Below are 24,142 nucleotides of genomic sequence, written 5' to 3' on the forward strand. Positions count from 1 at the left end.
GTGGTCTGGCTGATGCTGCCCACCGGGGCGCCCACCACCCAGATGCTCGACGCCCTCCTCCCCCTGCTCCAGCCCGACGACCTGGTGGTGGACGGCGCCAACGCCCACTACCGGGACTCCCAGCGCCGCGCCCGGGAGCTGGCCGCCCGGGGGCTGCGCTTCGTGGACGCCGGGGTGAGCGGCGGGGTGTGGGGCCGGGAGCTGGGCTACTGCCTCATGGTGGGCGGCGCCCCGGAGGACGTGCAGCGCCTGGAGCCGGTGCTGCGGACGCTGGCGCCGCGCGACGGCTACGCCCACGTCGGCCCGCCGGGGGCGGGGCACTTCGTGAAGATGGTGCACAACGCCATCGAGTACGGGATGCTGCAGGCGATCGGCGAGGGGTTCGAGTTGCTGCACGCCTCGGAGTTCCCCCTCGACCTGCGGCAGATCGCCCACCTGTGGAACCAGGGGAGCGTGGTGCGGTCCTGGCTGATGGAGCTGGCCGAGCGCGCCTTCGCCGCCGACCCCGGCCTGGACGGGATCCGGGGGTACGTGGAGGACACCGGCTACGGGCGCTGGACGGTGCAGGACGCGGTGGAGCGCGCCGTCCCTGTACCGGCCATCGCGCTGGCCCTCTTCGCCCGCTTCCGCTCCCGCCAGGAGGACTCCTTCAGCGCGCGCGTGGTGGCGGCGCTGCGCCGGCAGTTCGGCGGCCACGCCGTCCACCAGGCCTGAGGGGACGGGGGGACGACCGTGGTGAAGGCGACGACGACCCTGCCCGACCGGCTGCGCGAGGGGCTGCGCCTGCGGCGGATGCCGCCCCCCTGCGCCGTGGTGATCTTCGGGGCCACCGGCGACCTGGCCCGCCGCCGGCTCATCCCGGCCCTCTACAACCTGGCCCGCAAGGGGCAGCTGCCGGCCGGCTACGCCGTCGTCGGCGTGGGGCGCCGCCCCGTGGGCACCGAGCCCTTCCGGGAGCAGCTGCGTCGGGCCGTGGAGGAGAGCACCGAGGTCCCCTTCGAGCCCGCCCCCTGGGAGGCGTTCGCCGAGCACGTGCACTACGTCCAGAGCGCCTTCGACGACCCCCAGGGCTACGCCCGCCTGCGCACCGTGCTGGAGGAGCTGGACCGGCAGCAGGGGCTGGGGGGCAACCGCCTCTTCTACCTGGCCTCGCCGCCCAGCACCTACCCCATGGTGATCGACCACCTGGGCGCCCACCTGATGCGGCGCGGCGAGGGGCCGGGGTGGGTGCGCATCATCATCGAGAAGCCCTTCGGCTTCGACCTGGCCAGCGCCCGCGCCCTCAACGCCAAGGTGGCCGAGGTCTTCGACGAGTCGCAGGTCTACCGCATCGACCACTACCTGGGGAAGGAGACCGTCCAGAACATCCTGATCTTCCGCTTCGCCAACACCATCTTCGAGCCGATCTGGTCGCGCGAGTACGTCGACCACGTGCAGATCACCGTGGCCGAGTCCATCGGCGTGGAGGGGCGCGGGGCCTTCTACGAGGAGGCCGGGGTGGTCCGCGACATGCTGCAGAACCACCTGATGCAGCTCCTCACCCTGGTGGCCATGGAGCCGCCCATCTCCATGGAGGCGGACGCGGTGCGGGACGAGAAGGTGAAGGTCCTCCACGCCATCCACCTCTTCACCCCCGAGGAGGTGGAGAGCTTCGCCGTGCGCGGCCAGTACGGGCGGGGCGCGGTGGACGGCCGGGAGGTCCCGGGCTACCGCGAGGAGGAGGGGGTGGACCCGCACTCCCAGACGCCCACCTTCGTGGCGGTGCGCTTCGAGATCGACAACTGGCGCTGGGCCGGCGTGCCCTTCTACCTGCGCACGGGGAAGCGCCTGCCCAAGCGTGTCACCGAGCTGGCCATCCAGTTCAAGCAGCCGCCCCTGCTCCTCTTCCGGCGGGTGGGCGTGGACGAGCTGGAGCCCAACGTGCTGGCCCTCAACATCCAGCCCGACGAGGGCATCGCCCTGCGCTTCTCGGCCAAGGTGCCCGGCCAGCTCACCCGCATCCGCCCGGTGACCATGGACTTCAACTACGGCACCTCCTTCGGGGTGGAGGAGCCCACCGCCTACGAGCGCCTCCTGCTGGACGCCATGGTGGGGGACCGCACCCTCTTCGCCCGGCGCGATGAGGTGGAGCAGGCCTGGGCCATCGTCATGCCGCTGCTGGAGGTGTGGTCCCAGACGCCGGCGGCGTTCCCCAACTACTGGGCCGGGACGTGGGGCCCGCCGGAGGCGAAGGCCCTGATCGAGCGAGAGGGACGCCGGTGGCGGCGCCTGTAGCCGCGGCCGCCTGCGGCGGAGGGACGGGGCGGTGAGCCCGGCGGTGCGCGTGCGCCCGCTGGTGGAGCGCCCGCGGCCGGTGCCCGTGGGTGCCATCGAGCGGGAGCTGGGCGACCTCCTGCGCACGGCCGCCGAGCAGCTCGGGCGGCCGGTCACGCGGGCGCGCACCATCACGCTGGTGGCCTTCGCGCCCGGCCTGGCCGAAGGGGAGCGCCTCATCGAGGTGGTGGCGCGCACCAGCCAGCGCCACCCGGCGCGGGCCATCATCCTGGTGGTGGACCCGGGGGCGCCGGACCTGCAGGCGGCGGTGGCCGCCCACGGGACGGCGGTGGGCGCGGAGCGCCAGCAGGTCGTCTCGGAGCAGATCATCCTGCGGGCGCCGCGCCAGGCCCTCGGCCGGCTGACCAGCCTGGTGCGCCACCTGGTCCTGCCCGACATGCCGGTCTACCTCTACTGGCCGGCGCCGGTCACCTGGGACGGGCTCCTCCTGGAGCTGCTCGACCTGGCCGACCGGCTCGTGCTCGACTCCGCCGCCTTCCCCGAGGGCGCGGCCGGACTGGCCGACGTCGCCCGCGTGGTGAGCGCCCCGCCCGCGCCCGTGGCGGTGAGCGACCTCTCCTGGGGGCGGCTGACGGTGTGGCGCGGGGTGACGGCGCATTTCTTCGACCCGCCGCACACCGGCTACCTGGACCGCATCGAGCGCGTGCGCCTCACCCACGCCGCCTCCTCGCGGGTGCAGGCGCTGCTCTACGTGGGCTGGCTGGCCGGTCGCCTGCTGTGGCGCGTGCGGGAGCCGTTCACGCGGGAGGCGGAGGTCTGGCGGGCCGTGCTCGCCGACCCGCAGGGCGACCCCGTCACCGTGGCCCTCCACCCCGATGCGACCTCCCGCCTCCCGGCCGGGGCGCTCCTGCTGGCGCTGATCGTCGCCGCGGGCGGGCAGGCCACCTTCTCCATCGCCGGGACCGAGGACCGCCGGGCCCTGCTCGCCTCGGTCACGCTGGAGGACGGGTGGACCTCGCGCCGCCTGGTCCCCCTGGACGCGCCCGACGAGGTCTCGCTGCTCTCGGCCGAGCTCGACGTCCACGGCCACGACCGGGTCTACGAGGAGTCGCTGCGCGCCCTCCTCCCGCTCCTCGAACCCGCGGCGCGCCGCCGGTCGGGGGAGGAGAGCACAGGATAGCGGCGCCGGAGATCCGCGTCGTCCCGACGGCGGACGAAGTGGCCGCTGCCGCACTGCAGGTCCTCCAGGAGGAGGCCCGCCGGGCGGTGGCGTCGCGCGGCCGGTTCGCGCTGGCCCTCTCCGGCGGCCGCACCCCGCGCGCACTCTACCACCGGCTCGCCGCCGCCGGCTCCGAAGCGCTCCCCTACGACCGCGTGGAGATCTTCTGGGGGGACGAGCGGGCCGTCCCGCCCGACCATCCCGCGAGCAACTTCCGCCTGGCCTACGAGGCCTGGCTCCGCCACGTGCCGGTGCCGCCGGAGCGCCTCCACCGCATCCGCGGCGAAGAGGCGCCCGAGGCGGCGGCGCGCGCCTACGAGGCGGAACTGCTCGCCGTGCTGGGCGACCCGCCGGCCCTGGATTGCGTGCTGCTGGGGATCGGAGAGGACGGCCACATCGCCTCGCTCTTCCCCGGGTCGGCGGCCCTGCGCTCCGCCCGCTACGTCGAGGCCACCCGCGCGCCGGCCCCGCCGACGTGGCGCATCACGCTCACGCCCCGCGCGCTGGCCCCGGCGCGGCGCGTCCTCGTGCTGGCGACGGGGCGGGCCAAGGCGCCTGCGGTGGCGCGGGCGCTGGGAGGGCCGGGCACGGCTGCGGGCGAGGGAGGGACCGGGGAAGCGGCGGACGTGCCGGCCGCGGTCCTGCGCGGCCTGCCGGTCCTCTGGCTGCTCGACCGGGCGGCCGCCGCCCTCGCGCCCGGCCCTACTCGGCGCTCCCTGCCGTGAGCCGGTCGTCGGCGTGCTCCCCGGCCTCTTCGACCACCGGGGTGGTCTCGGCGAGCGCACGCTCCAGGGCCGCCTCGTCCTGGGCCAGGAAGTCCTCCTCTTCCTCCTCGACCGCCTGCAGGGTCTCGTAGATCTCGAACGCCTCGGGGGAGACCTGCTGGCGCAGGGCCTCCTCCAGGCGGAGCTTGCGGACGAAGAAGTCCTCCACGCGCGCCTTGCGGTACAGGCGCAGGCAGCGGCGGCGCAACTCCACCAGGCGCGCCTCCTGGTCCAGGCTGAGGTCGCGCTGCTCCAGCCGTTCCTGGATGCGGTGGAAGACGAGGTGGAACTCGCGGGCCATGGCCACCAGGGCCCGGTTCGCCTCCTCGGGGCGGAGGCGCCCGCCGTGGCCCTCCCGGATCAGCCGCAGCAGGCGGTCCTCGAGCTCCGCGAGCACGAGCGCGATGTCTTCCACTCTCCGGCGCTCATCCGGCACGCCTCACCCCCGGGGCAGGTTCCGCCTCCCGCCCGATTCGCCGGCGCGGGGGAGAGCTCCTAGGATACGCCCGCCGACACGCTTCGCCGCACCGCCGCCGGCCCCGCCCGCCGCGCCTGCGCCCGTCGGCGGCGGGGAGACCGCCCCCTCAGGCGGGCGCCGGGCGCGCGGCGACGAAGGGCGCGGGGTGGCGCCTGACCACCTCGGCGACCTCCGGCCGGATGAGCGCCGCCGCCTCCCCCTCGCGCGCCTCCAGCGCACGCCGCAGCGCCGTCCCGCTGAAGGGGACCCGGTGCTCGACCGGGTGGGGACAGGTCTTCTCGTTGGCCACCGTCCCGCACCGGTGGCAGTGGAAGAAGGCGGTGAAGAAGAGCGGCACGATGCCCAGGTCGGGGAACTCGTCGAAGATCTCCTGGGCGGCATAGGGCGGGTAGAAGCTCCCCACCCCGGCGTGGTCGCGGCCGACGACGAAGTGCGTGCAGCCGAAGTTCTTGCGCAGGATGGCGTGGAAGACCGCCTCCCGCGGGCCGGCGTAGCGCATCTCCGTGTGCAGCACGGAGAGCACCGCCCGCGGCCGCAGGTAGTAGTGGGCCAGCAGCGCCTCGTACGCCTCCAGGATGACCTCGTCGCGGAAGTCGCCGGGCTTCTTGCGCCCCAGCACCGGGTTGACGAAGATGCCGTCGACGAAGGCCAGCGCGGTCTTCTGCACGTACTCGTGCCCCAGGTGGGGCACGTTCCGGGTCTGGAATCCCACGATCGTGCGCCACCCTTTCTCCCGAAAGAGGACCCGGGTCTCCCCGCGGGAAGAGGCGGTAGCGGGCGAACGGGTGCGGCAGCCCGGCGAGCAGGTCGATGGGGCCGGCGACGAGGTACGGCCCCATCGCCAGCGTGCGGGCCACGCCCGGGTGGGCCGGATCGAGGGTGCGGAAGACCTCGAAGGCGTGCTCCCGCGGGTCGTGCCGGAAGACCTCGGTGATGCGGAGCACGGCCACGGGCTGCCCCGCCGCCTCCAGCACCACCGTCTCCGCACCGCCCAGCGCCCGCAGCCGCGACGGGTCCGCGTCGAGGACGACCGGCAGGGTCCAGGGGAGGTCGGAGGCGAGGCGCTTCCGGTACAGGACGCTGCGGAAGTCCTCCTCCCCCATGAACCCCTCGAGGGGGCTGAGGACGCCCCGGGCGAGGTTCTCCAGGTCGCGAGCCAGGTCGACGCTGATGGGCCACCGCGGCAGGCGGCGGCTGCCGGCCAGCGCCTCCTCGCGCCACTCGCCGACCAGCTCGCGTTGGACCAGCCGTCCGCCATGAGGGCGCTGCATGCCCGTCATCCTAGGCGACCGCCCTCACCGTGGCCGTGCCCCGGGCGGGCAACGTCCGTGCTCCGCTGACGAAGTCTCGCTCCGTCGCCCGACGGACGGGGCGTCCACCGGCGAGCGGAGGGCGTGGGTCCCGGCGCTAGCGGATGAACCCCTTGCGAATGGCGTAGGCCACCGCTTGCGCCCGGTCGCGTACGCCCACCTTCCGGTAGATCGTGCGCAGGTGGCTCTTCACCGTGCTCTCCGAGACGAAGAGCTTGGCCGCCACCTCCTTGTTGCTGGCGCCTTTCGCCATCTCCACCAGGATCTGCACCTCACGGTCGGTCAGGCCGTCGCTGTGGAGCCGCGTCAGCCCGGCCGCACGCTCCCGGGCCATGTAGGAGAGCCGCTCCAGCACCTTGCGAGCGATGCCGGGGTGGATCATCGTCTGCCCGGCGTAGACGGCGCGGATGGCCCGCACCAGGTTCTCGGGGGTGATGTCCTTGAGGATGTAGCCGGTGGCGCCGGCCTGGATCGCCTGGAAGACGTACTCGTCGTCCTCGTAGACCGAGAGCACGATGACCTCCACCCGCGGGCTCTCCGCCTTGATCAAGCGGGTGGCCTCGATGCCGTCGACCCGCGGGAGCTTGAGGTCCATGAGCACGATGTCGGGGGCAAGCTCCCGCGCCTTCTGGACCGCTTCCTCGCCGTCACCGGCCTCCCCGACGATGTTGATGGCCATCCTCCTCCTCCCACACACCCTCTACGGACCCTCTCCACGGCGGGGAGCCCAGGAGCTCAGCGGGCTGCCCGCAGGCACGCCTCGAGCGATCTCTGGTCAGCGACGACGCTAGGCCTCCCCCCCCCCCCGAGCCCCTCTCCGAGCCATGCCCTGAGCCACACCCCGGACCGGACACCGGTCTACGCACCCCCAGCCTACACTCCCCGGTGTGCGGGTCCATGCCCCCTCTGCCTCGACAGGGGAGGCTCGACAGAAGAGTGCGAATTCGTATATACCCTGGCTCCGCAAACACGACGGCGGGTGACGCATTCCTGACCGGTCGGGGGATCCTCCCGGAGGGCCGGGCACCTACCTCCCTGCTCCCCCGCCGCCTGGCTGTCCGGAGCCCCTGAGCGCCGCTGCGTCACACCTCCGGCAGGGGCCAGGGCTCGGCCCGCTCGAGGAGGGCGGCCACCGCCAGCAGGGATTCCTCCCGCCCCGGGGCGGCGGCCAGCTGCACCGCCACAGGCAGCCCCTCCCGCGTCCGCCCGGCCGGGACCGCCACCGCCGGCCACCCGGTGAGGTTGAAGAGGCGCGTGAAGCGGCTGAGCGGGGCGCGGGCGGCCCGCCACCCGTCGCTCTGCTGCGGGTCGACATCGACGATCCTGGGGGCCGGGATGGGCACGGCCGCACACAGGCACACCTCGGCGCCGTCCAGCAGCCGTCCCAGCGTGCGCACCGCCAGGGCCTGGACGCGCTGCGCCTCCACGTAGGCGGTGGCCGGGATCGCCGCCCCTGCGACCAGCAGCTCGCGCACGTCGGCGCCGTACTCGGCCAGGCGTCCGGGGTAGGCGCGCCGGTGGTAGGCGGCGGCCTCGGCGAAGAGGATGGTGGTCTGGGCCGCCTGCATCGCCTCGATTTCGGGTATCGGCGCCTCCACGATCCGGCCGCCCGCCGCGGCCAGGTGGCGCGCCGCCCGGTCCACCGCCTCACCCACCGCCGGCTCCACGTCGTCGAAGAACGGCCCCCGCAGCCGCACGACGGTGAAGCGCGTCGGCGGGTCGGCCAGGCCCGATGTCGGCGGCGGCCAGCGGCCCGTCAGGGGGTCGTGCTCGTCCGCGCCGGCCAGCACCGCGAAGAGCAGGGCGGCGTCGGCCACCGTGCGCGTCAGCGGCCCCACCGTGTCGAACGACCAGGCCAGCGGGACGACCCCGTGGCGGCTCACCCGCCCGAAGGTGGGCTTGAGCCCGACGATCCCGCACAGCGCCGCGGGGATGCGGATCGAGCCCCCGGTGTCGGTGCCGAGCGCGGCGGCGCAGTGCCCCGCCGCCACCGCGGCCGCCGACCCCCCGCTGCTGCCGCCGGCCACCCGGTCGGGCGCGTGGGGGTTGGCGGCGGGGCCGAAGTGCGGGTTCACCGAGGTGACGCCGAAGGCGAACTCGTGCAGGTTGGTCTTGCCCACGACGACCGCCCCCGCCGCCTCGAGCCGCCGCACCGCCGTGGCCGTGGTCTGCGCCACGTGGGTCCGCCGCACGGCGGCGCCCGCGGTGGTGGGCAGCCCGGCCATGTCGAAGAGGTCCTTCACCGCCACGGGCACCCCGTGGAGCGGCCCGCGCACCTCCCCGCGCCGCGCCTCCGCCTCGCGCGCGGCGGCGAGCCGGCGCGCGGCGGCGCCGGTCACCGTGATGAAGGCGTGCAGCGTGGGGTCCTCGCGCTCGATGCGGTCGAGGCAGCGGTCGACCAGCTCGACGGGCGAGCGCCGCCCCGCGGCAATGGCCGCCACCAGCTCGGCCAGCCCGGGGCGCGTCACGGGGGCCAGCACCACAGCGGCGCCGGGAGGAGGTCAGGGTCGTCCAGGGCCCGGGTCTGCTCGACGTGCCGCCATTCGTCGCCGGGGACGAAGCGCGGCCGGTCCTCCATGACCGGTGGGTGCACCGGCAGCAGGGTGCCGTCCACCACCGACTCCACCGGCGAGGCCTCGTCGAACCAGGAGCGCGGCGGGGCGTGCCCCCACAGCGTGGCCCGGCGGGGGTCGTTGAGGCGCCAGCGGATGGGCGGCCAGTCCGGGTCGGCGATCAGGTAGTCCCCCGTGTACAGCTCCAGGCGGTTGCCGTCGGGGTCGCGCAGGTACAGGAAGAAGGCGTTGCTGAGCCCGTGGCGGCCCGGGCCGCGCTCGATCGCCGCCACCTGCCCGGCGGCGGCCAGGGCGTCGCAGGCGCGCAGCACCGCCGTGGTGTCGGTCATCCAGAAGCCCGCGTGGTGGACCCGCGGCCCCACCCCCGTCATCAGGGCGATGTCGTGGACGTTCTGCTTGCGGTGCAGCCAGATCGCCCACAGGCGCGGCGGGTCCTCTTCGGTCTCGGTGAGCTCGGAGCAGCGGAAGCCCAGGCGCTCCTGGTACCAGCGCGCCAGCGGCGCCACGTCCGGCACCTGGACGTTGAAGTGGTCGAGGCGCATCACCCCCGGCCCACGGTAGCGGTCGTAGGCCTGCAGGAGGCGCTCCACGGGCGTCATGGCGTGGAAGAACTCGAGGGGCAGCCCCGCGGGATCCTGCAGCCGCAGGGCCCGCCCCTGCCCCGCCTCCTCCCCCTCCACCCAGCGGTGGGGGAGGCCCTCCCGCCGCGCCAGGTCGGCCAGCGCCTCCAGGTCGGCGGGCCCGGCCACGCGGAAGGCCAGGTGGCCCACGCCGGGGGCGGGGGCCCGGCGCAGGACCAGCCCGTGGTGCAGCCACTCCTCGTAGCCGCGCAGGTAGAGGCGCTGGGGGTCGCGGGCGCTCTCGACGAAGCCGAGCAGCCCGATGTAGAAGGCCGCCGCCCGCTCCAGGTCGGTGACGCGGTACTCGATGTGGGCGGCCCGCAGGACCGTCGGCGCCTGCCCCTGCGCCTGTGCCTGCTCCTGCGCCTGCGCCGTCATCGGCCGCCCCGGTGCCGCGCCTGGCGGCGCCCCCAGCCCCGCCGCGCCCCGGGTCGTCCGCGCCTACGCCTCATCGACGGCCTCCTCCCAGGGCGCCGCGTCGTGGTAGAGGCGGACCGACTCGTGGGTCCACTCGTCGGCCGGGGGTCGCGCCGCTTCCTCCTCGTCGCGCAGCCGGCGGTAGCGCCCGCCGAAGAAGGTGAGCGGTCGCCCCGGCTCCCCCGCGTACAGGCCGGTGACGCGGGAGAGGACGATGGTGTGGTCCCCGCCGTCCACCAGGCGGTCCATCACGCACCCCACCGTCCCCAGCGCCCCGACCAGGAGTGGGCCGTGGGTCCAGCGGCGGAAGCGGAACTCGGGGGGCTGCGGCGCCCGCCAGGACCCGGCGAAGTAGCGCGAGACCGACTCCTGGTCCTCCCGGAGGATGTTGATGGTGTAGGGCCGCCCCAACGCGACGTGGCGGTGCATGCGCGCCCGCCGGTCGATGCAGACCAGCACGAGGAGCGGCTCCAGCGAGACCGAGGTGACGGCGTTGGCGGTCATGCCGTGGATGCCCTCCGGGGCCTCCACCGCCAGCACCGTCACCCCGGTGGCGAAGAGGCCCATGAGGCGGCGGAAGTGCTGGGGGGTGAGGTCGAGCTCGCTCACGCGCCGCCCGGCCCGCCGGGGGCGGCCGCCGCGGGCACGGCGGGCGCCTCCGTCCCGTCCGCCCGCCGCAGGAAGGCCCAGACCCGCTCGACGTACGGCCGCCGGTCGTAGGCGGCGAAGGTGGCCATCTGCATGCGCACCGGGTCGCCGAAGAAGAAGCGCTCGTACAGCACCTGGCGCGAGCCGAAGGCCGACAGCGCCAGGTCCCAGGCCAGGCGGAAGAGGCGCACGCGGTCGCGGGCCGGCAGCCGCGCCGCCTGGTGGTACTTCTCCACCGCCTCGGCCAGCGGCCCCTCCAGGTCGGCGCGGGTGGGGCGGGCCATCAGGCCGCTGGCGCCCAGCAACTGCACGATCTCCACCATGCGGGGGTACATCCAGGTGAACATGTTGCGCGCGGCGTCGAGCGGCGGCCACGCCGGCGTCATCATCCCCCACTTGTCCACCTGCGCGTCGGCCTCGGCGGCGCGCAGGAAGGCGCGCATCGCCTCCAGGTAGTAGATGATCTCGGCGATCTTCCCCTGGACGTGCTGGAAGCCCTCGATGGCGATGGCGTCCACGATGGCCGAGGCCACGCCCAGGACGAACTCCGTCTTGGCCACGTTCTTCGTGACCACCTGGTGGGCCATGTGCACGACGGCGTTGGTGGCCCCGAAGGCCTTGTTGCAGCGCTCTACGTCGTAGAGGAGGAAGACGCGCTCCCAGGGGACCAGCACCTCGTCGAAGAGGACCACCGCGTCCATCTCCTCGAAGCGGGCGGCCAGGGGGTGGTCCACCGGGTCGGCGGCGGCACCGTCGGGGATGAAGGGCTCGCGGCAGAGGAAGCGCAACCCGGGGGTGTGGGTGGGGATGGCGAAGGCAAAGGCGTAGGGGCGGTCCTCCTCGCCGGCCTTGAGGAGCGTGGAGGGGAAGACCATGATCTCGTCCGCCACCGGCAGCGTGGCCAGCATGCGGGCGCCGGTGACGACGATGCCGTCCGGGGTCTCCCGCACCACGCGCGCGGCCAGGGTGGGGTCGGCCTGCCCGCCCGGGCCCACGCTGCGGTTGGCCTGGGGGTTGATCAGGGTGTGGGTGAGCACCAGGTCGTGCTCGCGCACGTACTCGTAGTAGCGGCGGATGTGCTCCCCGAAGCGCGGGTCCACCTGGGCGCAGTAGTCGCTGGCGGCGGCGTAGGCCATCAGCGCCCGGTTGAGGTAGTCGGGCGTGCGGCCGAGCATCCCGCCCGACCAGTCCGCCCAGCGCTTCATCATCGTGCGCACCCGCGCCAGGTCCTCGCGGGTGCGCGGCGTGAGGAAGCTCAGGCCGACCCGCTCTCCCGAAGAGGGGGAGACGTAGGTGAGCTCGTCGCGCAGCGCCGGGTCGTGCTGCATGTCGTAGAGGGCGGCCAGGCTCTGGATGACCGGGCGGAAGGCGGGGTGCGTGGTGGGGTCCGTGACGCGGACCCCGCCGACCCACAGCTCGGGGGGACGGGTCCGTAGCCCTTCGACGTACTGCGCTCCGGTCCGTGCCGGCATGGTCGCTCGCCTCCTAGATCCAGCGTGGCGTGGCGGCCCGGTAGCGGCGGTAGGCCTCGCCGAAGGTGCGCTCCAGGTAGGCCTCCTCGCGCTTGACCACGCCCTCGGTGAGGATCACCAGCACCGGGAGGAGCAGGAGGAGTACCCAGAGGCTGCCGACGGCGATGCCCAGGCCCAGGTAGAGCAGCGTCAGGGCGAGGTAGAGCGGGTTGCGCGAGCGCCGGTAGGGGCCGGTGGTCACCAGCGTCGTGGCCGGCCGCCACACCTCCACCGGGGTCCCGGCCCGCCGGAACTCCCGCAGCGCCGCGCCGGCCAGGGCGGCCGAGGCCGCCACGAGGAGCGCGCCCAGGAGCAGCCGCAGCGGCAGCGGCCCGAGCGGCGTCGGGCGCACCCGCTCCACCACCAGCCCCAGCAGGAAGGCGCCGGCGAAGAGCAGCGGCGGCAGCACGGCCACCTGCGGGTGATCCGCCCGTCCGCCGGCGCCGCGCGCCTCCCCCATCAGCCGCCCAGCCGCCGCACGTCCGTGGGGCGCAGCGGCTCTCCGGTCCCCAGGCGGGGGATGCGGTGGGTGCCGAGCGCCACGTGCACCGTCTGGTACTCCATGAAGAAGTCGAAGGAGTAGTGCCCGCCCTCGCGGCCGATCCCGCTGTGCTTCATCCCGCCGAAGGGCGTGCGCAGGTCGCGCACGTTGTGCGAGTTCACCCAGACCATCCCCGCCTCCAGCGCGTGCGCCACCCGGTGGGCCCGGGCCACGTCCCCGGTCCACACGTAGGCGGCCAGCCCGTAGCGCACCGCGTTGGCCAATCGCACCGCCTCGGTCTCGTCGCGGAAGCGCGTCACCACCAGCACCGGGCCGAAGATCTCCTCCTGGAAGATGCGCATCGACGGGCGCACGTCGGTGAAGACCGCCGGCTCCAGGTAGTTGCCCTGCGGCAGCCCCGCCGGCCGCCTCCCTCCGGTGGCCAGGTGCGCCCCCTCCGCCTCGCCCAGGCGGACGTAGCCGTGCACCCGCTCCCAGTGGTCGGGGTGGATGAGCGGTCCCACCTCGGTGGCCGGGTCCAGCGGATCGCCCAGGCGCAGGGCGGCCACGCGGCGCACCAGGCGCTCGACGAAGGCGTCGGCGATGCTCTCGTGCACCAGCAGCCGGGAGTTGGCCGTGCACCGCTCCCCGTTGAGGGTGTAGACGCCCACCAGCACGGCGTCCAGCGCCCGCTCCAGGTCGGCGTCGGGGAAGACCAGCACCGGGGACTTCCCGCCGAGCTCCATGGAGAAGCGCTTGAGGGTGGCCGCCCCCGTGCGCAGGATCTCCATGCCGGTGGTGGTCTCGCCGGTGAAGGAGATGGCGTTCACCCCGGGGTGGGCCACCAGCGCCGCCCCCGCCACCTCGCCGATGCCGTGGACGAGGTTCACCACCCCCGGCGGGACGCCCGCCTCCTGCACCGCCTCCACCAGGCGCACGGCCGACAGCGGCGCCCACTCCGCCGGCTTGAGGACGCACGTGCACCCGGCGGCGAGACAGGGCGCCAGCTTCCAGGTCTCCAGCATGAAGGGGGTGTTCCAGGGGGTGATGAGCCCCACCACCCCCACGGGGACGCGCCGCACGTAGTTGAGGAACTCCCCGTCCTTGGGGTAGGCCTCGGTGGGGATGCGCGTGGCCATCTCGGCGAAGAAGCGGAAGTTGTCCGCCGCGCGCAGCACCTGCCCCTGGCGGATCTGCGTCAGGGGGATCCCGGTGTCCAGGACCTCGACGCGGGCGATCTCGTCGGCGCGCCGCTCGATGACGTCGGCGATGCGCCGCAGGATGCGGGCCCGGTCCGCCGCCGGCAGGCGCGGCCAGGGGCCCTCGTCGAAGGCGCGGCGGGCGGCCTGCACGGCCCGGTCGACGTCCTCGGGCGTGCCCGCCGCCACCCGAGCGAGCGGCTCGTTGGTCGCCGGGTTCAGCGTGGGGAAGGTCTCCCCGCGCACGCCGTCGGTGAAGCGCCCGTCGATGTAGTGGCGCGCCGTCTCGAGACCGGGCAGGACCTGCATCGGACCCTCCGCTACCCCGCCACGCCGGCGCCCCTCAGCCGCCGCTCACCGGGGCCGCCGCCAGCAGCCCGTACTGTTCCAGCACGGCGCGCAGCCGCGCCTCGCTGGCGGGCCCGAGCGGGGCCAGCGGCGGCCGCACCTCCGGCCGGATGCGCCCCATGAGCCCCAGCGCCGTCTTCGCCGGCACCGGGTTGGTCTCCAGGAAGAGGGCCTCGTTCATCGGCACGAGGTAGGTGTGCAGTTCGCGCGCCTCCTCCCAGCGCCCCGCCGCGGCCAGGTCGTACAGGCGCGCCACCTCGCGCGGCAGCACGTTGCCGGTGGCGCTGACGTGCCCGGCGCCGCCCAGGGCCAGCAGGGGGAAGCAGAAGAGCTCGATCCCCGAGTAGACGGCCAGGCGCGACCCCAGCCGGTGGAAGACCCGGGTGATGTGCTCGAAGTCCTTGTTGGCCTCCTTGACCCCGACGATGTTCCGGTGCGCGTCGGCCAGCCGGGCCATCGTCTCCACGTCCAAATTCATGGCGGTGCGGCCGGGGATGTTGTAGAGGATCACGGGCAGGTCGGCGGCGGCCGCGACGGCGGAGAAGTAGCGGTACAGCCCCTCCTGGGAGGGGCGCACGTAGGAGGGGACGACGACGAGGACCGCGTCCGCGCCGGCCCGCCGGGCGAAGGCGGTGAGGCGCAGCGTCTCGTCGAGGTTGTTCGTCCCCGTGCCGGCGATCACCGGCACCCGGCCGCGCACCCGCCTGACGGCGCGCTCGATGAGGAACTCCCGCTCCTCCAGGGAGAGCGAGGTCGGCTCCCCCGTGGTACCGCCGATGACCAGGCCGTGGGTGCCGCTGGCGATCTGCCACTCGATGAGGTCGTCGAACGCGGCGTGGTCGATCTGCCCGTCCCGGAAGGGCGTCACCAGGGGGACCAGGGACCCTCGCAGCACAGCCGCCTCCTCTGCCCCGCGCAGGCGCCTGCCGGCCGGTGCCCGCGGCGGGCGCTCATGACCGGCTCACCCGTAGTATAGCCCGCCGCTCAGGTCAGGTGCGCCACGGGGAGGCCGCGGAAGCGGCAGAAGTCCCGGTCCTCCGTCAGGATCAGCACGACCAGGCTGGGGCTGGCCAGGAGCAGGCGGAGGCCTTCCTCGAGGGCTGCCCTGGCCCACTGACGGGCGCGCGGCGGCCCGTGGGCTGCCCGGCGGTTCGCCCCGCAGACCGCCTGCCCCCAGGAATTCGCCGGTGGCCGACGGAACATCCCCCGCGGGCCCATGACTCTGGAGCAGCAGATCGCCCAGTTCATCGCCAGCGGCCTGGTGAACGGGGCCATCTACGCCCTGCTGGGGCTCGGTCTCGTGGTCATCGCCAGCGTCACCCGCGTGGTGAACGTGGCCCAGGGGGAGTTCGCCGCCTTCGGGGCGCTGCTGGCCGCGAGCGCGGTCGGGGCCGGCGTCCCGCTGTGGGCCGCGCTCCTGCTGGCCGTGGCCGCCGCCACCGCGCTCGGCGCCGGGATGCACCTGGTGGCCATCCGCCCCGTGCGCGGCGCCAGCGCCCTCACCCTGCTCATCGTCACCATCGCCGCCCACCTGACGCTGCGCGGCCTCCTGCTGCTGCTGTGGGGCACCAACCCCTACAGCCTGCCCCCCTTCGTCACCGGCCCGCCGGTGCGGGTGGCGGGCGCCGTCGTGACGCGCCAGGCGCTGTGGGTGCTGGGCGCGGTGGCGGTCATCCTGGCCGCCGCCTACCTCTTCTTCAGCCGGACGCTGCGCGGCAAGTCGCTGCGGGCCTGCGCGGTGAACCCCACCGCCGCGCGCCTGGCCGGCATCAGCGTCGACCGCATGGGCACGCTGGCCTTCGCCATCGCCGGGGGGCTCGGCGGCCTGGCCGGGGTGCTCATCACGCCACTGACGCTGGCCACCTACGACATGGGGCTCATCCTCGGGCTCAAGGGCTTCGTCGGGGCGGTGGTGGCCGGCATGACCTCCTACCCGCTGACCGTGGTGGCCACGCTGGCCTTCGGCGTGGTGGAGTCGCTGGGGGCCGGGCTCATCTCCTCCAACTACCGCGACGCCATCGCCTTCGGGGTGCTCATCGCCGTCCTGCTGGCGCGGGCCCTGGCGGCCCTGCGCGAGGGGGTCCTCATCGGCGAGGAGGCGGCCCAGGAGTGAGTGAGACGGTCGCGGCGCGCCGGCCCATCGCCTGGTCGCGCGACCGGACGGCGCTGGCCGCCCTGCTGGCGGGGCTCGTCCTCCTCCCCTGGGTCGTGGCCGGGCGGGTGTCGCTCAGCATCTTCCTCTTTATCGGGCTCAACGCCCTCATCGCCATCGGGCTCACCCTGCTGGGCGGGTACGCCGGGCAGGTCTCGCTCGGCCAGGCGGCCTTCTACGGGGTCGGCGCCTACGTCTCGGCCATCACCACGCTGCGCTACGGGGTGGACCCCTGGCTGGGGATGGCCTGCGCCGTGGCCGGCGCGGCGCTGCTGGCCTGGGTCGTGGGCGCCCCCGTCCTCATCCTGCGCGGCCACTACCTGGTGCTGGGCACCCTGGCCCTGAACGTGGTCGTGGACGTCCTCTTCCGCAACCTGCAGCCCCTGACCGGCGGGCCCAGCGGGCTCACCGGCATCCCGCCGCTCGCGCTCGGGCCCGTCGTCCTGGCGGGGGACCGCGCCCTCTACTACCTGAGCTGGGCGGCGGTGCTCGGGGCCCTGGCGCTGAGCCGCAACCTGGTGCGCTCGCGGGTGGGCCGGGCGCTGGCGGCGGTGCGGGGGAGCGAGGTGGTGGCCGCCACCCTGGCGGTCAACCCGGCCAGCTACAAAGGGCGGGTCTTCGCCCTCAGCGCCGCCTTTGCCGGGCTGGCCGGCAGCCTCTACGTCCACTGGCTGAGCTTCGTAAACCCCACCCCCTTCGCCTTCGAGTTCTCCATCGCCCTGCTGGTGATGAGCGTGCTCGGGGGGATCGCCCACCTGCCGGGGGCGGTGCTGGGGGCCGCCGTGCTGACGATCCTGCGCGAGGCCCTGCGCACGGTGCTGCCGCGCTTCTTCCGTGCGGGCGCCTCGGCGGAGTACGAGATCATCGTCTTCGGGGTGCTGCTGGCGGCGGTGGTGATCTTCTGGCCGCAGGGGCTGTGGCCGTTCGTCCTGCGCCTGCTGCGGCTGGAGCGGGTCACTGCCGGCGCGGCAGGACCGGCCGGGGATGTCACCGCGCCCTCGGACCTGGCGGCAACCCCGGGCGCCGCCGCACCGTCGGTCCTGACGGAGGAGCGGGGCGAGGTGGCGGTCGTGCACCCCGGCGATGCGGCCTCGCGCTCCCGCGCCCGAGGCGGCGACGATCCCCTCATCGCCGTCGAGCACCTGACCAAGCGCTTCGGGGGGCTTCTGGCCGTGGACGACGTTACCTTCGCCGTGCCCCCGGGCGAGATCTACGCCATCATCGGCCCCAACGGCGCCGGCAAGACCACCGTCTTCAACCTGATCTCGGGCGTGCTGCGCCCGACCGCCGGCCGCATCGCGCTGGACGGCCTGCGCCTCGACCGGCTGCCCGCCTACGCCGTGGCCGCCGCCGGGGTGGCGCGCACCTTCCAGACGCCGCACATCGTCCCCGACCTCACCGTAGCCGAGAACGTCATGCTGGGACTGCACCGCCACCTGCACAGTGGCTTCGTCGTCTCCATGCTGGGGCTGGCCGCCGCCGAGGAGGCCGCCGCCTACCGGCAGAGCCTGGCCTGCCTGGAGCGGGTCGGGCTGGCCCACCTGGCCGGGGCGCGCGCCGGCGCGCTGCCCTTCGGCGCGCAGCGCCTCGTCGAGCTGGCCCGCGCCCTGGCCGCGCAGCCGCGCCTCCTCCTGCTGGACGAGCCCGCCTCCGGGCTCAGCGCGGCGGAGCGGGCGGCGCTGGTGGCGCTGATCCGCCGCATCCGCGCCGACGGCGCCACCGTGCTGCTGGTGGAGCACGACGTGGGGCTGGTGATGGGGCTGGCGGACCGGGTCCTGGTGCTGAACTACGGGCGGGCCATCGCCGAGGGGCCGCCCCAGGCGGTGCAGCAGGACCCCCAGGTGATCGCCGCCTACCTGGGCGAGCCCGCCCCGGCCGGCGCCGGCGGAGGGAAGCCGTCGTGACCGCCACCCCGCCGGCCGGCGGAGAGCCGACGATGGCGACCCCGCTGCTGACCGTCGCGGAGCTCCACGCCTGGTACGGGCCGGTCCACGCGCTGCGCGGGGTGGCGCTGGCGGTGCACCCCGGGGAGTGCGTGGCCATCATCGGCCCCAACGGCGCGGGGAAGACCACCCTGCTGCACGCCCTCACGGGACTCGTGCAGGCGCGGGGCCGGGTGGAGCTGGACGGCCGGCCCGTGCTGGGGCTGCCGCCGGAGGCCCTGGTGGCCCGCGGCATGGTGTTGGTGCCGGAGCGGCGGCAGCTCTTCACGACGCTCTCGGTGCGCGACAACCTGCTGCTGGGCGCCTACCACCGGGCCCGCCGGGACCCGGTGGCCATCGCCGGGGACCTGGAGGAGGTGCTGCGCCTCTTCCCGGTGCTGCGCGACCGGCAGCGCGCGCCGGCCCGGGCCCTCTCCGGGGGCATGCAGCAGATGGTGGCGGTGGGCCGCGGCCTGATGGGCCGCCCGCGGGTCCTGCTCATGGACGAACCGCTGCTCGGACTGGCGCCGCTGGTCATCCGCGAGATCCTGCGCGTGCTGCGCAGCCTCGTCGACCGGGGGCTGGCCCTGCTGCTGGTCGAGCAGAACGCCCGCGCCGCGCTCGAGGTGGCCCACCGCGCCTACGTCATGGAGGGCGGCCGGATGGTGCTGGAGGGGCCCGCCGCCGCGCTGGCGGAGGACCCCCGCGTGCGGGCCGCCTACCTGGGCGGGCACGTGGCCTGAGGGGCGGCCGCCGCAGCCGGGAGAGGCACGCGGGGTGGAGGACCGGTCCCGGGCGCAGGGCGGCGGCGGCCGCCCGACGAATCCCTCTCCACGATCCACGTGAGGACAGACCTGCGATCCCATCCACGGGGGTGAAGGGATATGCGACCGTTCGCCCTGACCCGCGTGCGCTCGCTGCGCCCCACCCTGCGCCCGCGGCCGGCCGGCCTGGCCCTGCTGGCCGCCCTCGCGCTGCTCGTCGGCCTGACCCCGCCGGGCGCGGCGCAGCCGGCCACGGTGAAGATCGGTTTCGTCGTGGACATCACCGGACCCGCCTCCTCGCTGGGCGTCCCCGAGCGCAACACCGTCCAGCTCTACGAGGCGGAGCTCGGCACTGCCCGCGGCCCCCAGGGAGAGGTGCGCATCCAGTACCTCGTGACCGACGGGGAGAGCGACCCCACCAAGGCCGTCATCGCCACCAAGCGCTTCATCGAGGAGGAGCGCGTGGCGGCGGTGGTGTGCTGCACCACCAGCCCGGCCAGCCTGGCCATCATCGACACCGTCCAGCGCGCCCGCGTCCCCACCATCTCGCTGGCCGCTGCGGTGACCATCATCGAGCCGGTGGAGCAGCGCCGGTGGGTCTTCAAGACGCCCCAGACCGACCGCCTGATCCTGGACGTGCTGGGCGACTACATGGCCCGGGTGGGGCACCGGCGCATCGCCTGGCTGGGCTTCGACGACGCCTTCGGCCAGGTGGGGCTGCAGGAGTTCGAGAAGATCGCCCCCCAGAAGCGCATCGAGATCGTGGCCAAGGAGTCCTTCGCCCGCACCGCCACCGACGTGACCAGCCAGATCACCCGGGCCGCCGGGCGCAACCCCGACGCCTTCCTCATCTGGGCCATCCCGCCCGGGGCCAACGTGGCCACGAAGAACATCCGCGACCTCAACCTGCGCCAGCCGATCTACCACAGCCACGGGGTGGCCAACAAGACCTTCCTCGACCTGGGCGGCCCCACCGTGGAGGGCGTCGTCCTGGCCGTCGGCCCGCTGCTGGTGGCGGAAGAACTGCCCGACACCAACAAGCAGAAGCCGGTGCTGCTGGAGTACATCCGCCGGTACGAGGGGCGCTTCGGTCCGGGCACGCGCAACACCTTCGGCGGGCACGCGCTGGACGCCATGCTCATCCTCAAGCCGGCCATCGAGCGGGTGCTGCGGCAGGGGGTGCGCCCGGAGAACGTGGGCGGCTTCCGGGCCACGCTGCGCGACCAGATCGAGCGCGGCACCAAGGAGCTCGTGGGGATCACCGGCGTCTTCAACTTCTCCCCCAAGGACCACCTCGGGCTGGACAAGCGGGCGGCGGTGATCGTGCGCATCCAGGGAGGGACCTGGCGGCTGGTGCGGCCGTAGGCGGCGAGCCCTCCCCCGTCACCGGCGGCCCCCCCGGCCCGGGTCCGGGAGGCGTCATCGAGCGCGACGGCGCCCGCCTGGCCTACCAGCGCCTCGGCGACCCGGGCCGGCCGCCGCTCCTCCTCCTGCACAACGCCTGCGCCACCTTCCGCGCCGCCTTCGAGCCGGTCCTGCCGCCGCTGGCCGCGCGTTTCCACCTGATCGGCCCGGACCTGCGCGGCCACGGCGCCAGCACCAACCCCCTCGACCGCCTCGACCTGCGCGAGCTGGCCGACGACGCCGCGGCGCTGCTGGACCACCTGGGGGTCGACCGGGCGCACGTGCTCGCCTTCAGCGGTGGGGCCTCGGCGGCGCTGTACCTGGTGACGCGCCACCCGGCGCGCGTCGCCACCCAGGTGCTGGTCGGCAGCCACTACACCGTGCGCGACCTGCCCACGCGCGGGGCGGCGTTCTGGGACGCGGAGCGGATGCGCACGACGCGGCCCCTGTGGTGGCGGGCGCTGGCGCGGCTGCACGGCTCGGAGGAGCGGCTGCGCGACCTGCTGCGCTGCTGGGCGGAGGAGGACCGCCACCGCCCCGACTTCACCCGGGAGGCGCTGGCGGCCATCGCCCAGCCCACGCTGCTCGTGGCGGGGGAGCGCGACCGCATCACGCCCATCGCCCAGACCCGGGAGATGGCCGCCTGGATGCCGCACGCCGAGCTGGTCCTGGTCCCGGGGGTGGGGCACGACGTCATCCGCGAGGCCACGGACACTTTCCTCGCGGCGGCCTTCCGGTTCTGGGAGCGCCACGGGGTGGTGTGAGGAGGGCGGTAGGCGGCCCAGGCCGCTACGGCAGGAGGTCGCGGACCGCCACCGGGCGGTCTGGTGCCAGCAGAGGCGCGATGGCGTCCTGCCGGCCCAGACGGCGCACCGCGGCGTACCCCTCGGGCGTCGGGTCCCGGAAGACCTCCACCACGCCGGCGGTCGGATCGACGACCCAGTACTCGGGCACTCCCGCCCTCGCATACACCGTGGCCTTGCGCTCGCGGTCGTAGGCTCCCGTGGCCACGGCGACTTCGACGACCAGGACGGCCGAGGTGGGGTGCTCGGCCAGGTAGGCTCGCGGGTCGCCCGGCACGACGGCCACATCCGGCTCCGGCTCGGACCAGGGCGACAGCGCCAGCGGCAGCCGGGTCCGCACAGTGTACCCGGACGGACAGGCGTCGCGCACGGCCTCGGCAACGAGGTGGACCGTGCCGCTGTGCAGGGGGCTCTGGGGCGGCATCTGCACGATCGCTCCATCGACGAGCTGGACATGGTCGTCCTCGCCCAGCACCCCGTACTCGGCGAGCCGGCGATACTCCTCACGGGTCCACCGCTTGAGCTGGACGCCCACGGGCGTCACCTCCGCCTCGAGTGTACTATCGGCCAGCGAGCGTTGGCTTTCGGGGACGGTGACAGGGTTAGGTCCGCTCGGAGAGTACGAGCCCTGGATCGAGGGTCGCGCAGGAGGGTGAAGGGGCTCCTCCCGCACCGCCTCTGCGCCCCCCCTCATGCGTCGGGCTGGCTGGCCAGCCAGGAGGAGATCGCCTGCGCGAACCGGCGGAGGATGGTCGGAGCGCGCCGGACGGCTCCTGCGACTTCGTCGAGGTCGATGGTCACGTACTGGTGCACGAGGACGTTGCGGAATCCGCCTGCTCCACGGAGCTCCTGGTAGAGGACATCGGGGAGGACCCCCAGGTCCCGCAGGTCGACAAGCAGGCCTTCGTCGGTCTCCGGAACGCGGCGGAAGTGCGCCGCCAGGATGTGCTCCGCGATCTGGAAGAGGGTCGTGAGTCCCGCCAGGAGCCCGCGTTCGACCGTCCAGCGCAGGCTGAGGTCGGCCCGCAGGTGCGAACCGTCGACCTGCCGATACTTCTCCAGTTCCTGGGCGGTACGCTCCAGCTCACCGAGTAGACGAGCCACGAGGTCACGCCGAACCGGCATCGGAGGGCTCCTCCCGAGATCTGAGACACGGCGATGCCAGCGCAGTCGATCGTCCCGATACACCCTGCGGACGCGAGCCTCGAAGGCCTCAGCGTCGGCTTCGGAGCGGGCGAAGATCCGCCGGCCCCGGATCGCCGCCCACTGGAGCGGCGGGGGCGCCACGCGCAGGTCCACCACGTCCAGGCAATCCGTCCCCAGCAGGGTCGAGAGGTCGGCGTACAGGGCAGCGTATGTGTAGCCCCTGTCCGGCAGCACCGCCAGGTCGACGTCGGCGGGCGTGGCCTCCTCATCCTGGAGGGATCCGAACAGGTAGGCCGCGCGGATGGGGTGGCGGGCCAGAAGCTCGGGAAGGGCGTCCAACCGCTGCGACAGGTCGGCCGGCAGCGGCTTCGCCCGGGCGTGACGCTCCTTCACCCCCATGCCGAAGACTATCCTAGCATCCGCCCGGGGTGAAGCCCGGCCGCTCGCCGCGGCGGTGGTGGTCGGACGGGGTCTTCGAAGCCCCCTTATCGCTGGTGCGCGGGCCCGTCGCGGCCCGACTCCGGCGCTGGAGCCACCTCGGAGGCCGCAATGGGCAGGGATGGTGCTTCCGGAGCCTCGGGGGCGGTACCCCGAGCGGTGCGCTCGATCCCCGGCGGCGCCTGTAGGTCCTCGCTCCCCAGCCCCAGCTCCTTCAGGCGCCGGGCGGAGGGCAGGACCTTGCGCTCCAGGGACCCCACGGCTTCGTTGTAGTACTTCACCGCCGAGTCCAGGCGTCGGCCCGCCATCGCCAGCCGCTCCAGGAAGTCCGCCAGGCGCGCGTAGAGGTGGCGGCCGTGCTCGGCGATCTCCCGAGCGTGCTCGGCCACCTCGTGTTGCTGCCATCCGTAGGCCACGGCCTTGAGGAGGGCCAGGAGGGTGACGGGCGTGGCCAGCAGCACTCGCTGGCGCAACGCATCCTCCAGCAGGCTGGGATCCCGCTCGAAGGCGGCGGCGAGACAGCCGTCGTTGGGGATGAAGAGGACGACGGCCTCCGGGGTGCGCTCGAACTGCTCCCAGTAGCGCTTGCCGGCCAGGTGCTGGACGTGCTGGCGCAGGGCGCGGGCGTGGGCCGCGAGCCGGGCGGCCCGCACCCCCTCGTCCTGGGACTCCATCGCCTCCAGGAAGGCCTGCATCGGGGTCTTGGCGTCCACCGCCAGCACCCCGCCCCTGGGCAGGTGGACGATCAGGTCGGGGCGCGCCTCACCGGTGTGGTGCTGTTCGACAAAGTCGACGTGCTCCACCATGCCGGCCAGCTCCACGAGCCGCCGGAGCTGGACCTCTCCCCACTGGCCCCGCGCCGACGCCGACTTCAACGCCTGCGCCAGTGTGGACGTCGTGCTCTGCAGGATCTCCAGCTGGCTCCGCAGCCCCTGGTAGGCGCCCTCCCGCTGCGTTTCCAGGTGGCGGACCTGCTGCTCGAGGGCACCGAGGGTCGACTTCAGCGGGTCGACCACCTGGGCGATCTGGGCGCTCGCCTGTCCGAGGAACTGCTGCGCATTGACCTGGAGGAGGTCGGCAGCCAGGGCTTTGAAGACGGCTTCAAGGTGTTGCTGGACCTGCGCCCGCCACTCGGCCGCCTGCTGAGCGGCCTCCAGCCGCGCAGCGTTCTCCGCCAGCTGCGTGTGCAGCTCCTCGGCCCGTCGCCGGACGGTCGCCAGCTCGGCGACGAGATCCGGGACGCGACGCGCCTCCTGCTCGGCCCGGGCCTTCGCCTCGGTGACCTCACGCACATCCCGTTCCAGCCGTTCGACCTGTCGCCGCGCGTCCTTGAGCTGGCCGAGGAGCAGGACAGCCACAGCCGCGCAGACCAGTCCGCCCAGGAGGAGCCCGAGGGAGAAGGCGACGATTGAAGCCATGCTGAACCGAACAGCCTCCATGGACTCCTACACGCCGTTGTCCATGCTCCTCTTGCCCTCACAGGGACTTCCATAGTCACCTCCAAGGGCCGATCTCACGCTGAACCCGATTTGTGCATCGGCACGCATCACAGAGTCCTCAACGGCAGTCGCCATTCCCTCAGCGACAGAAACCTCCATGCCCTTGCTCCATGCCCTCCCAGCGTCCCCTCCTGGCCCTCTGAGCCTGCTTCGATAAGGCCGCCGTCTCTTA

The 24,142-nt window shown here is 74.1% G+C and carries 22 protein-coding genes and 1 pseudogene; 9 read left to right on the forward strand and 14 right to left on the reverse strand.

The window, feature by feature from the left end; all coding sequences use genetic code 11:
- The 4 genes from gnd to pgl all read left to right on the forward strand — a co-directional run.
- Positions 1 to 714 (forward strand): decarboxylating 6-phosphogluconate dehydrogenase (gene gnd, locus RB146_12385; protein MDQ7829767.1); only part of this gene is annotated, 714 nt, incomplete at its 5' end.
- A 78-nt stretch (positions 715 to 792) separates the two neighbouring features.
- Entirely contained in the window at positions 793 to 2,274 is a 1,482-nt protein-coding gene (gene zwf, locus RB146_12390; protein MDQ7829768.1) for a glucose-6-phosphate dehydrogenase, read from the forward strand.
- 31 nt (positions 2,275 to 2,305) lie between these two features.
- The gene (locus RB146_12395) at positions 2,306 to 3,454 is read left to right on the forward strand and encodes a glucose-6-phosphate dehydrogenase assembly protein OpcA (GenBank protein MDQ7829769.1); all 1,149 of its coding nucleotides are present in this window, start codon (positions 2,306 to 2,308) and stop codon (positions 3,452 to 3,454) included.
- A gap of 38 nt (positions 3,455 to 3,492) precedes the next feature.
- On the forward strand, positions 3,493 to 4,218 hold the full coding sequence (gene pgl, locus RB146_12400; protein ID MDQ7829770.1) for a 6-phosphogluconolactonase: 726 nt from the start codon (positions 3,493 to 3,495) through the stop codon (positions 4,216 to 4,218).
- On the opposite strand, the gene RB146_12405 is transcribed toward pgl, so the two are convergent.
- The 11 genes and pseudogenes from RB146_12405 to RB146_12455 all read right to left on the reverse strand — a co-directional run bounded on the left by RB146_12405 (position 4,196) and on the right by RB146_12455 (position 15,045).
- Positions 4,196 to 4,672, reverse strand: a complete 477-nt coding sequence (locus RB146_12405) for a hypothetical protein (GenBank protein ID MDQ7829771.1) — start codon at positions 4,670 to 4,672, stop codon at positions 4,196 to 4,198. The genes pgl and RB146_12405 overlap by 23 nt on opposite strands.
- Before the next feature lie 169 nt (positions 4,673 to 4,841).
- Positions 4,842 to 6,006 (reverse strand): annotated as a pseudogene (gene sat, locus RB146_12410) (sulfate adenylyltransferase).
- A gap of 136 nt (positions 6,007 to 6,142) precedes the next feature.
- Positions 6,143 to 6,724 carry a response regulator transcription factor gene (locus RB146_12415; GenBank protein ID MDQ7829772.1) on the reverse strand — a complete coding sequence of 194 codons (582 nt, stop codon included), beginning with the start codon at positions 6,722 to 6,724 and terminating at the stop codon, positions 6,143 to 6,145.
- A gap of 403 nt (positions 6,725 to 7,127) precedes the next feature.
- Positions 7,128 to 8,513 (reverse strand): amidase, encoded by a 1,386-nt coding sequence (locus tag RB146_12420; GenBank protein ID MDQ7829773.1) that lies wholly within the window; start codon positions 8,511 to 8,513, stop codon positions 7,128 to 7,130.
- Positions 8,510 to 9,616 (reverse strand): 3,4-dihydroxyphenylacetate 2,3-dioxygenase, encoded by a 1,107-nt coding sequence (hpaD, locus tag RB146_12425; protein ID MDQ7829774.1) that lies wholly within the window; start codon positions 9,614 to 9,616, stop codon positions 8,510 to 8,512. Before hpaD ends, RB146_12420 begins: the two co-directional genes overlap by 4 nt.
- A 63-nt stretch (positions 9,617 to 9,679) precedes the next feature.
- Positions 9,680 to 10,264, reverse strand: coding sequence for a flavin reductase family protein (locus RB146_12430; GenBank protein MDQ7829775.1), 585 nt, complete (start codon positions 10,262 to 10,264; stop codon positions 9,680 to 9,682).
- Entirely contained in the window at positions 10,261 to 11,775 is a 1,515-nt protein-coding gene (hpaB, locus tag RB146_12435) for a 4-hydroxyphenylacetate 3-monooxygenase, oxygenase component (GenBank protein MDQ7829776.1), read from the reverse strand. The genes RB146_12430 and hpaB overlap by 4 nt, the downstream gene beginning before the upstream one ends.
- A gap of 13 nt (positions 11,776 to 11,788) precedes the next feature.
- Complete coding sequence (locus tag RB146_12440) at positions 11,789 to 12,274, reverse strand: methyltransferase (GenBank protein ID MDQ7829777.1); 486 nt, start codon at positions 12,272 to 12,274, stop codon at positions 11,789 to 11,791.
- On the reverse strand, positions 12,274 to 13,803 hold the full coding sequence (gene hpaE, locus RB146_12445) for a 5-carboxymethyl-2-hydroxymuconate semialdehyde dehydrogenase (GenBank protein ID MDQ7829778.1): 1,530 nt from the start codon (positions 13,801 to 13,803) through the stop codon (positions 12,274 to 12,276). The genes RB146_12440 and hpaE overlap by 1 nt, the downstream gene beginning before the upstream one ends.
- Before the next feature lie 34 nt (positions 13,804 to 13,837).
- Complete coding sequence (gene dapA / locus RB146_12450) at positions 13,838 to 14,737, reverse strand: 4-hydroxy-tetrahydrodipicolinate synthase (protein MDQ7829779.1); 900 nt, start codon at positions 14,735 to 14,737, stop codon at positions 13,838 to 13,840.
- 89 nt (positions 14,738 to 14,826) lie between these two features.
- On the reverse strand, positions 14,827 to 15,045 hold the full coding sequence (locus RB146_12455; protein ID MDQ7829780.1) for a hypothetical protein: 219 nt from the start codon (positions 15,043 to 15,045) through the stop codon (positions 14,827 to 14,829).
- 13 nt (positions 15,046 to 15,058) lie between these two features.
- Between RB146_12455 and RB146_12460 the strand changes: the two genes are divergently transcribed.
- From RB146_12460 to RB146_12480, 5 genes are all read left to right on the forward strand, one after another.
- The gene (locus RB146_12460; GenBank protein MDQ7829781.1) at positions 15,059 to 15,955 is read left to right on the forward strand and encodes a branched-chain amino acid ABC transporter permease; all 897 of its coding nucleotides are present in this window, start codon (positions 15,059 to 15,061) and stop codon (positions 15,953 to 15,955) included.
- Complete coding sequence (locus tag RB146_12465; protein MDQ7829782.1) at positions 15,952 to 17,898, forward strand: branched-chain amino acid ABC transporter ATP-binding protein/permease; 1,947 nt, start codon at positions 15,952 to 15,954, stop codon at positions 17,896 to 17,898. Before RB146_12460 ends, RB146_12465 begins: the two co-directional genes overlap by 4 nt.
- A gap of 32 nt (positions 17,899 to 17,930) precedes the next feature.
- Positions 17,931 to 18,659 (forward strand): ABC transporter ATP-binding protein, encoded by a 729-nt coding sequence (locus RB146_12470; protein MDQ7829783.1) that lies wholly within the window; start codon positions 17,931 to 17,933, stop codon positions 18,657 to 18,659.
- A 141-nt stretch (positions 18,660 to 18,800) separates the two neighbouring features.
- Positions 18,801 to 20,045, forward strand: coding sequence for an ABC transporter substrate-binding protein (locus RB146_12475; GenBank protein MDQ7829784.1), 1,245 nt, complete (start codon positions 18,801 to 18,803; stop codon positions 20,043 to 20,045).
- A 125-nt stretch (positions 20,046 to 20,170) separates the two neighbouring features.
- Positions 20,171 to 20,848 carry an alpha/beta fold hydrolase gene (locus tag RB146_12480; protein MDQ7829785.1) on the forward strand — a complete coding sequence of 226 codons (678 nt, stop codon included), beginning with the start codon at positions 20,171 to 20,173 and terminating at the stop codon, positions 20,846 to 20,848.
- A 25-nt stretch (positions 20,849 to 20,873) separates the two neighbouring features.
- Here the strand turns inward: RB146_12480 and RB146_12485 are convergent, their stop codons facing one another.
- The 3 genes from RB146_12485 to rmuC all read right to left on the reverse strand — a co-directional run bounded on the left by RB146_12485 (position 20,874) and on the right by rmuC (position 23,889).
- Positions 20,874 to 21,422, reverse strand: a complete 549-nt coding sequence (locus tag RB146_12485; GenBank protein MDQ7829786.1) for a Uma2 family endonuclease — start codon at positions 21,420 to 21,422, stop codon at positions 20,874 to 20,876.
- A 155-nt stretch (positions 21,423 to 21,577) separates the two neighbouring features.
- Positions 21,578 to 22,432: a DUF86 domain-containing protein gene (locus RB146_12490; protein ID MDQ7829787.1), complete on the reverse strand. Its 855-nt coding sequence runs from the start codon at positions 22,430 to 22,432 to the stop codon at positions 21,578 to 21,580.
- Between the two features lie 86 nt (positions 22,433 to 22,518).
- A complete protein-coding gene (rmuC, locus tag RB146_12495) occupies positions 22,519 to 23,889 on the reverse strand; it encodes a DNA recombination protein RmuC (protein MDQ7829788.1) in 1,371 nt (456 codons plus the stop codon).
- Between the last annotated feature and the right edge of the window lie 253 nt (positions 23,890 to 24,142).

Source organism: Armatimonadota bacterium (genome assembly GCA_031081585.1).
Lineage (GTDB): Bacteria > Sysuimicrobiota > Sysuimicrobiia > Sysuimicrobiales > Humicultoraceae > Geohabitans > Geohabitans tengchongensis.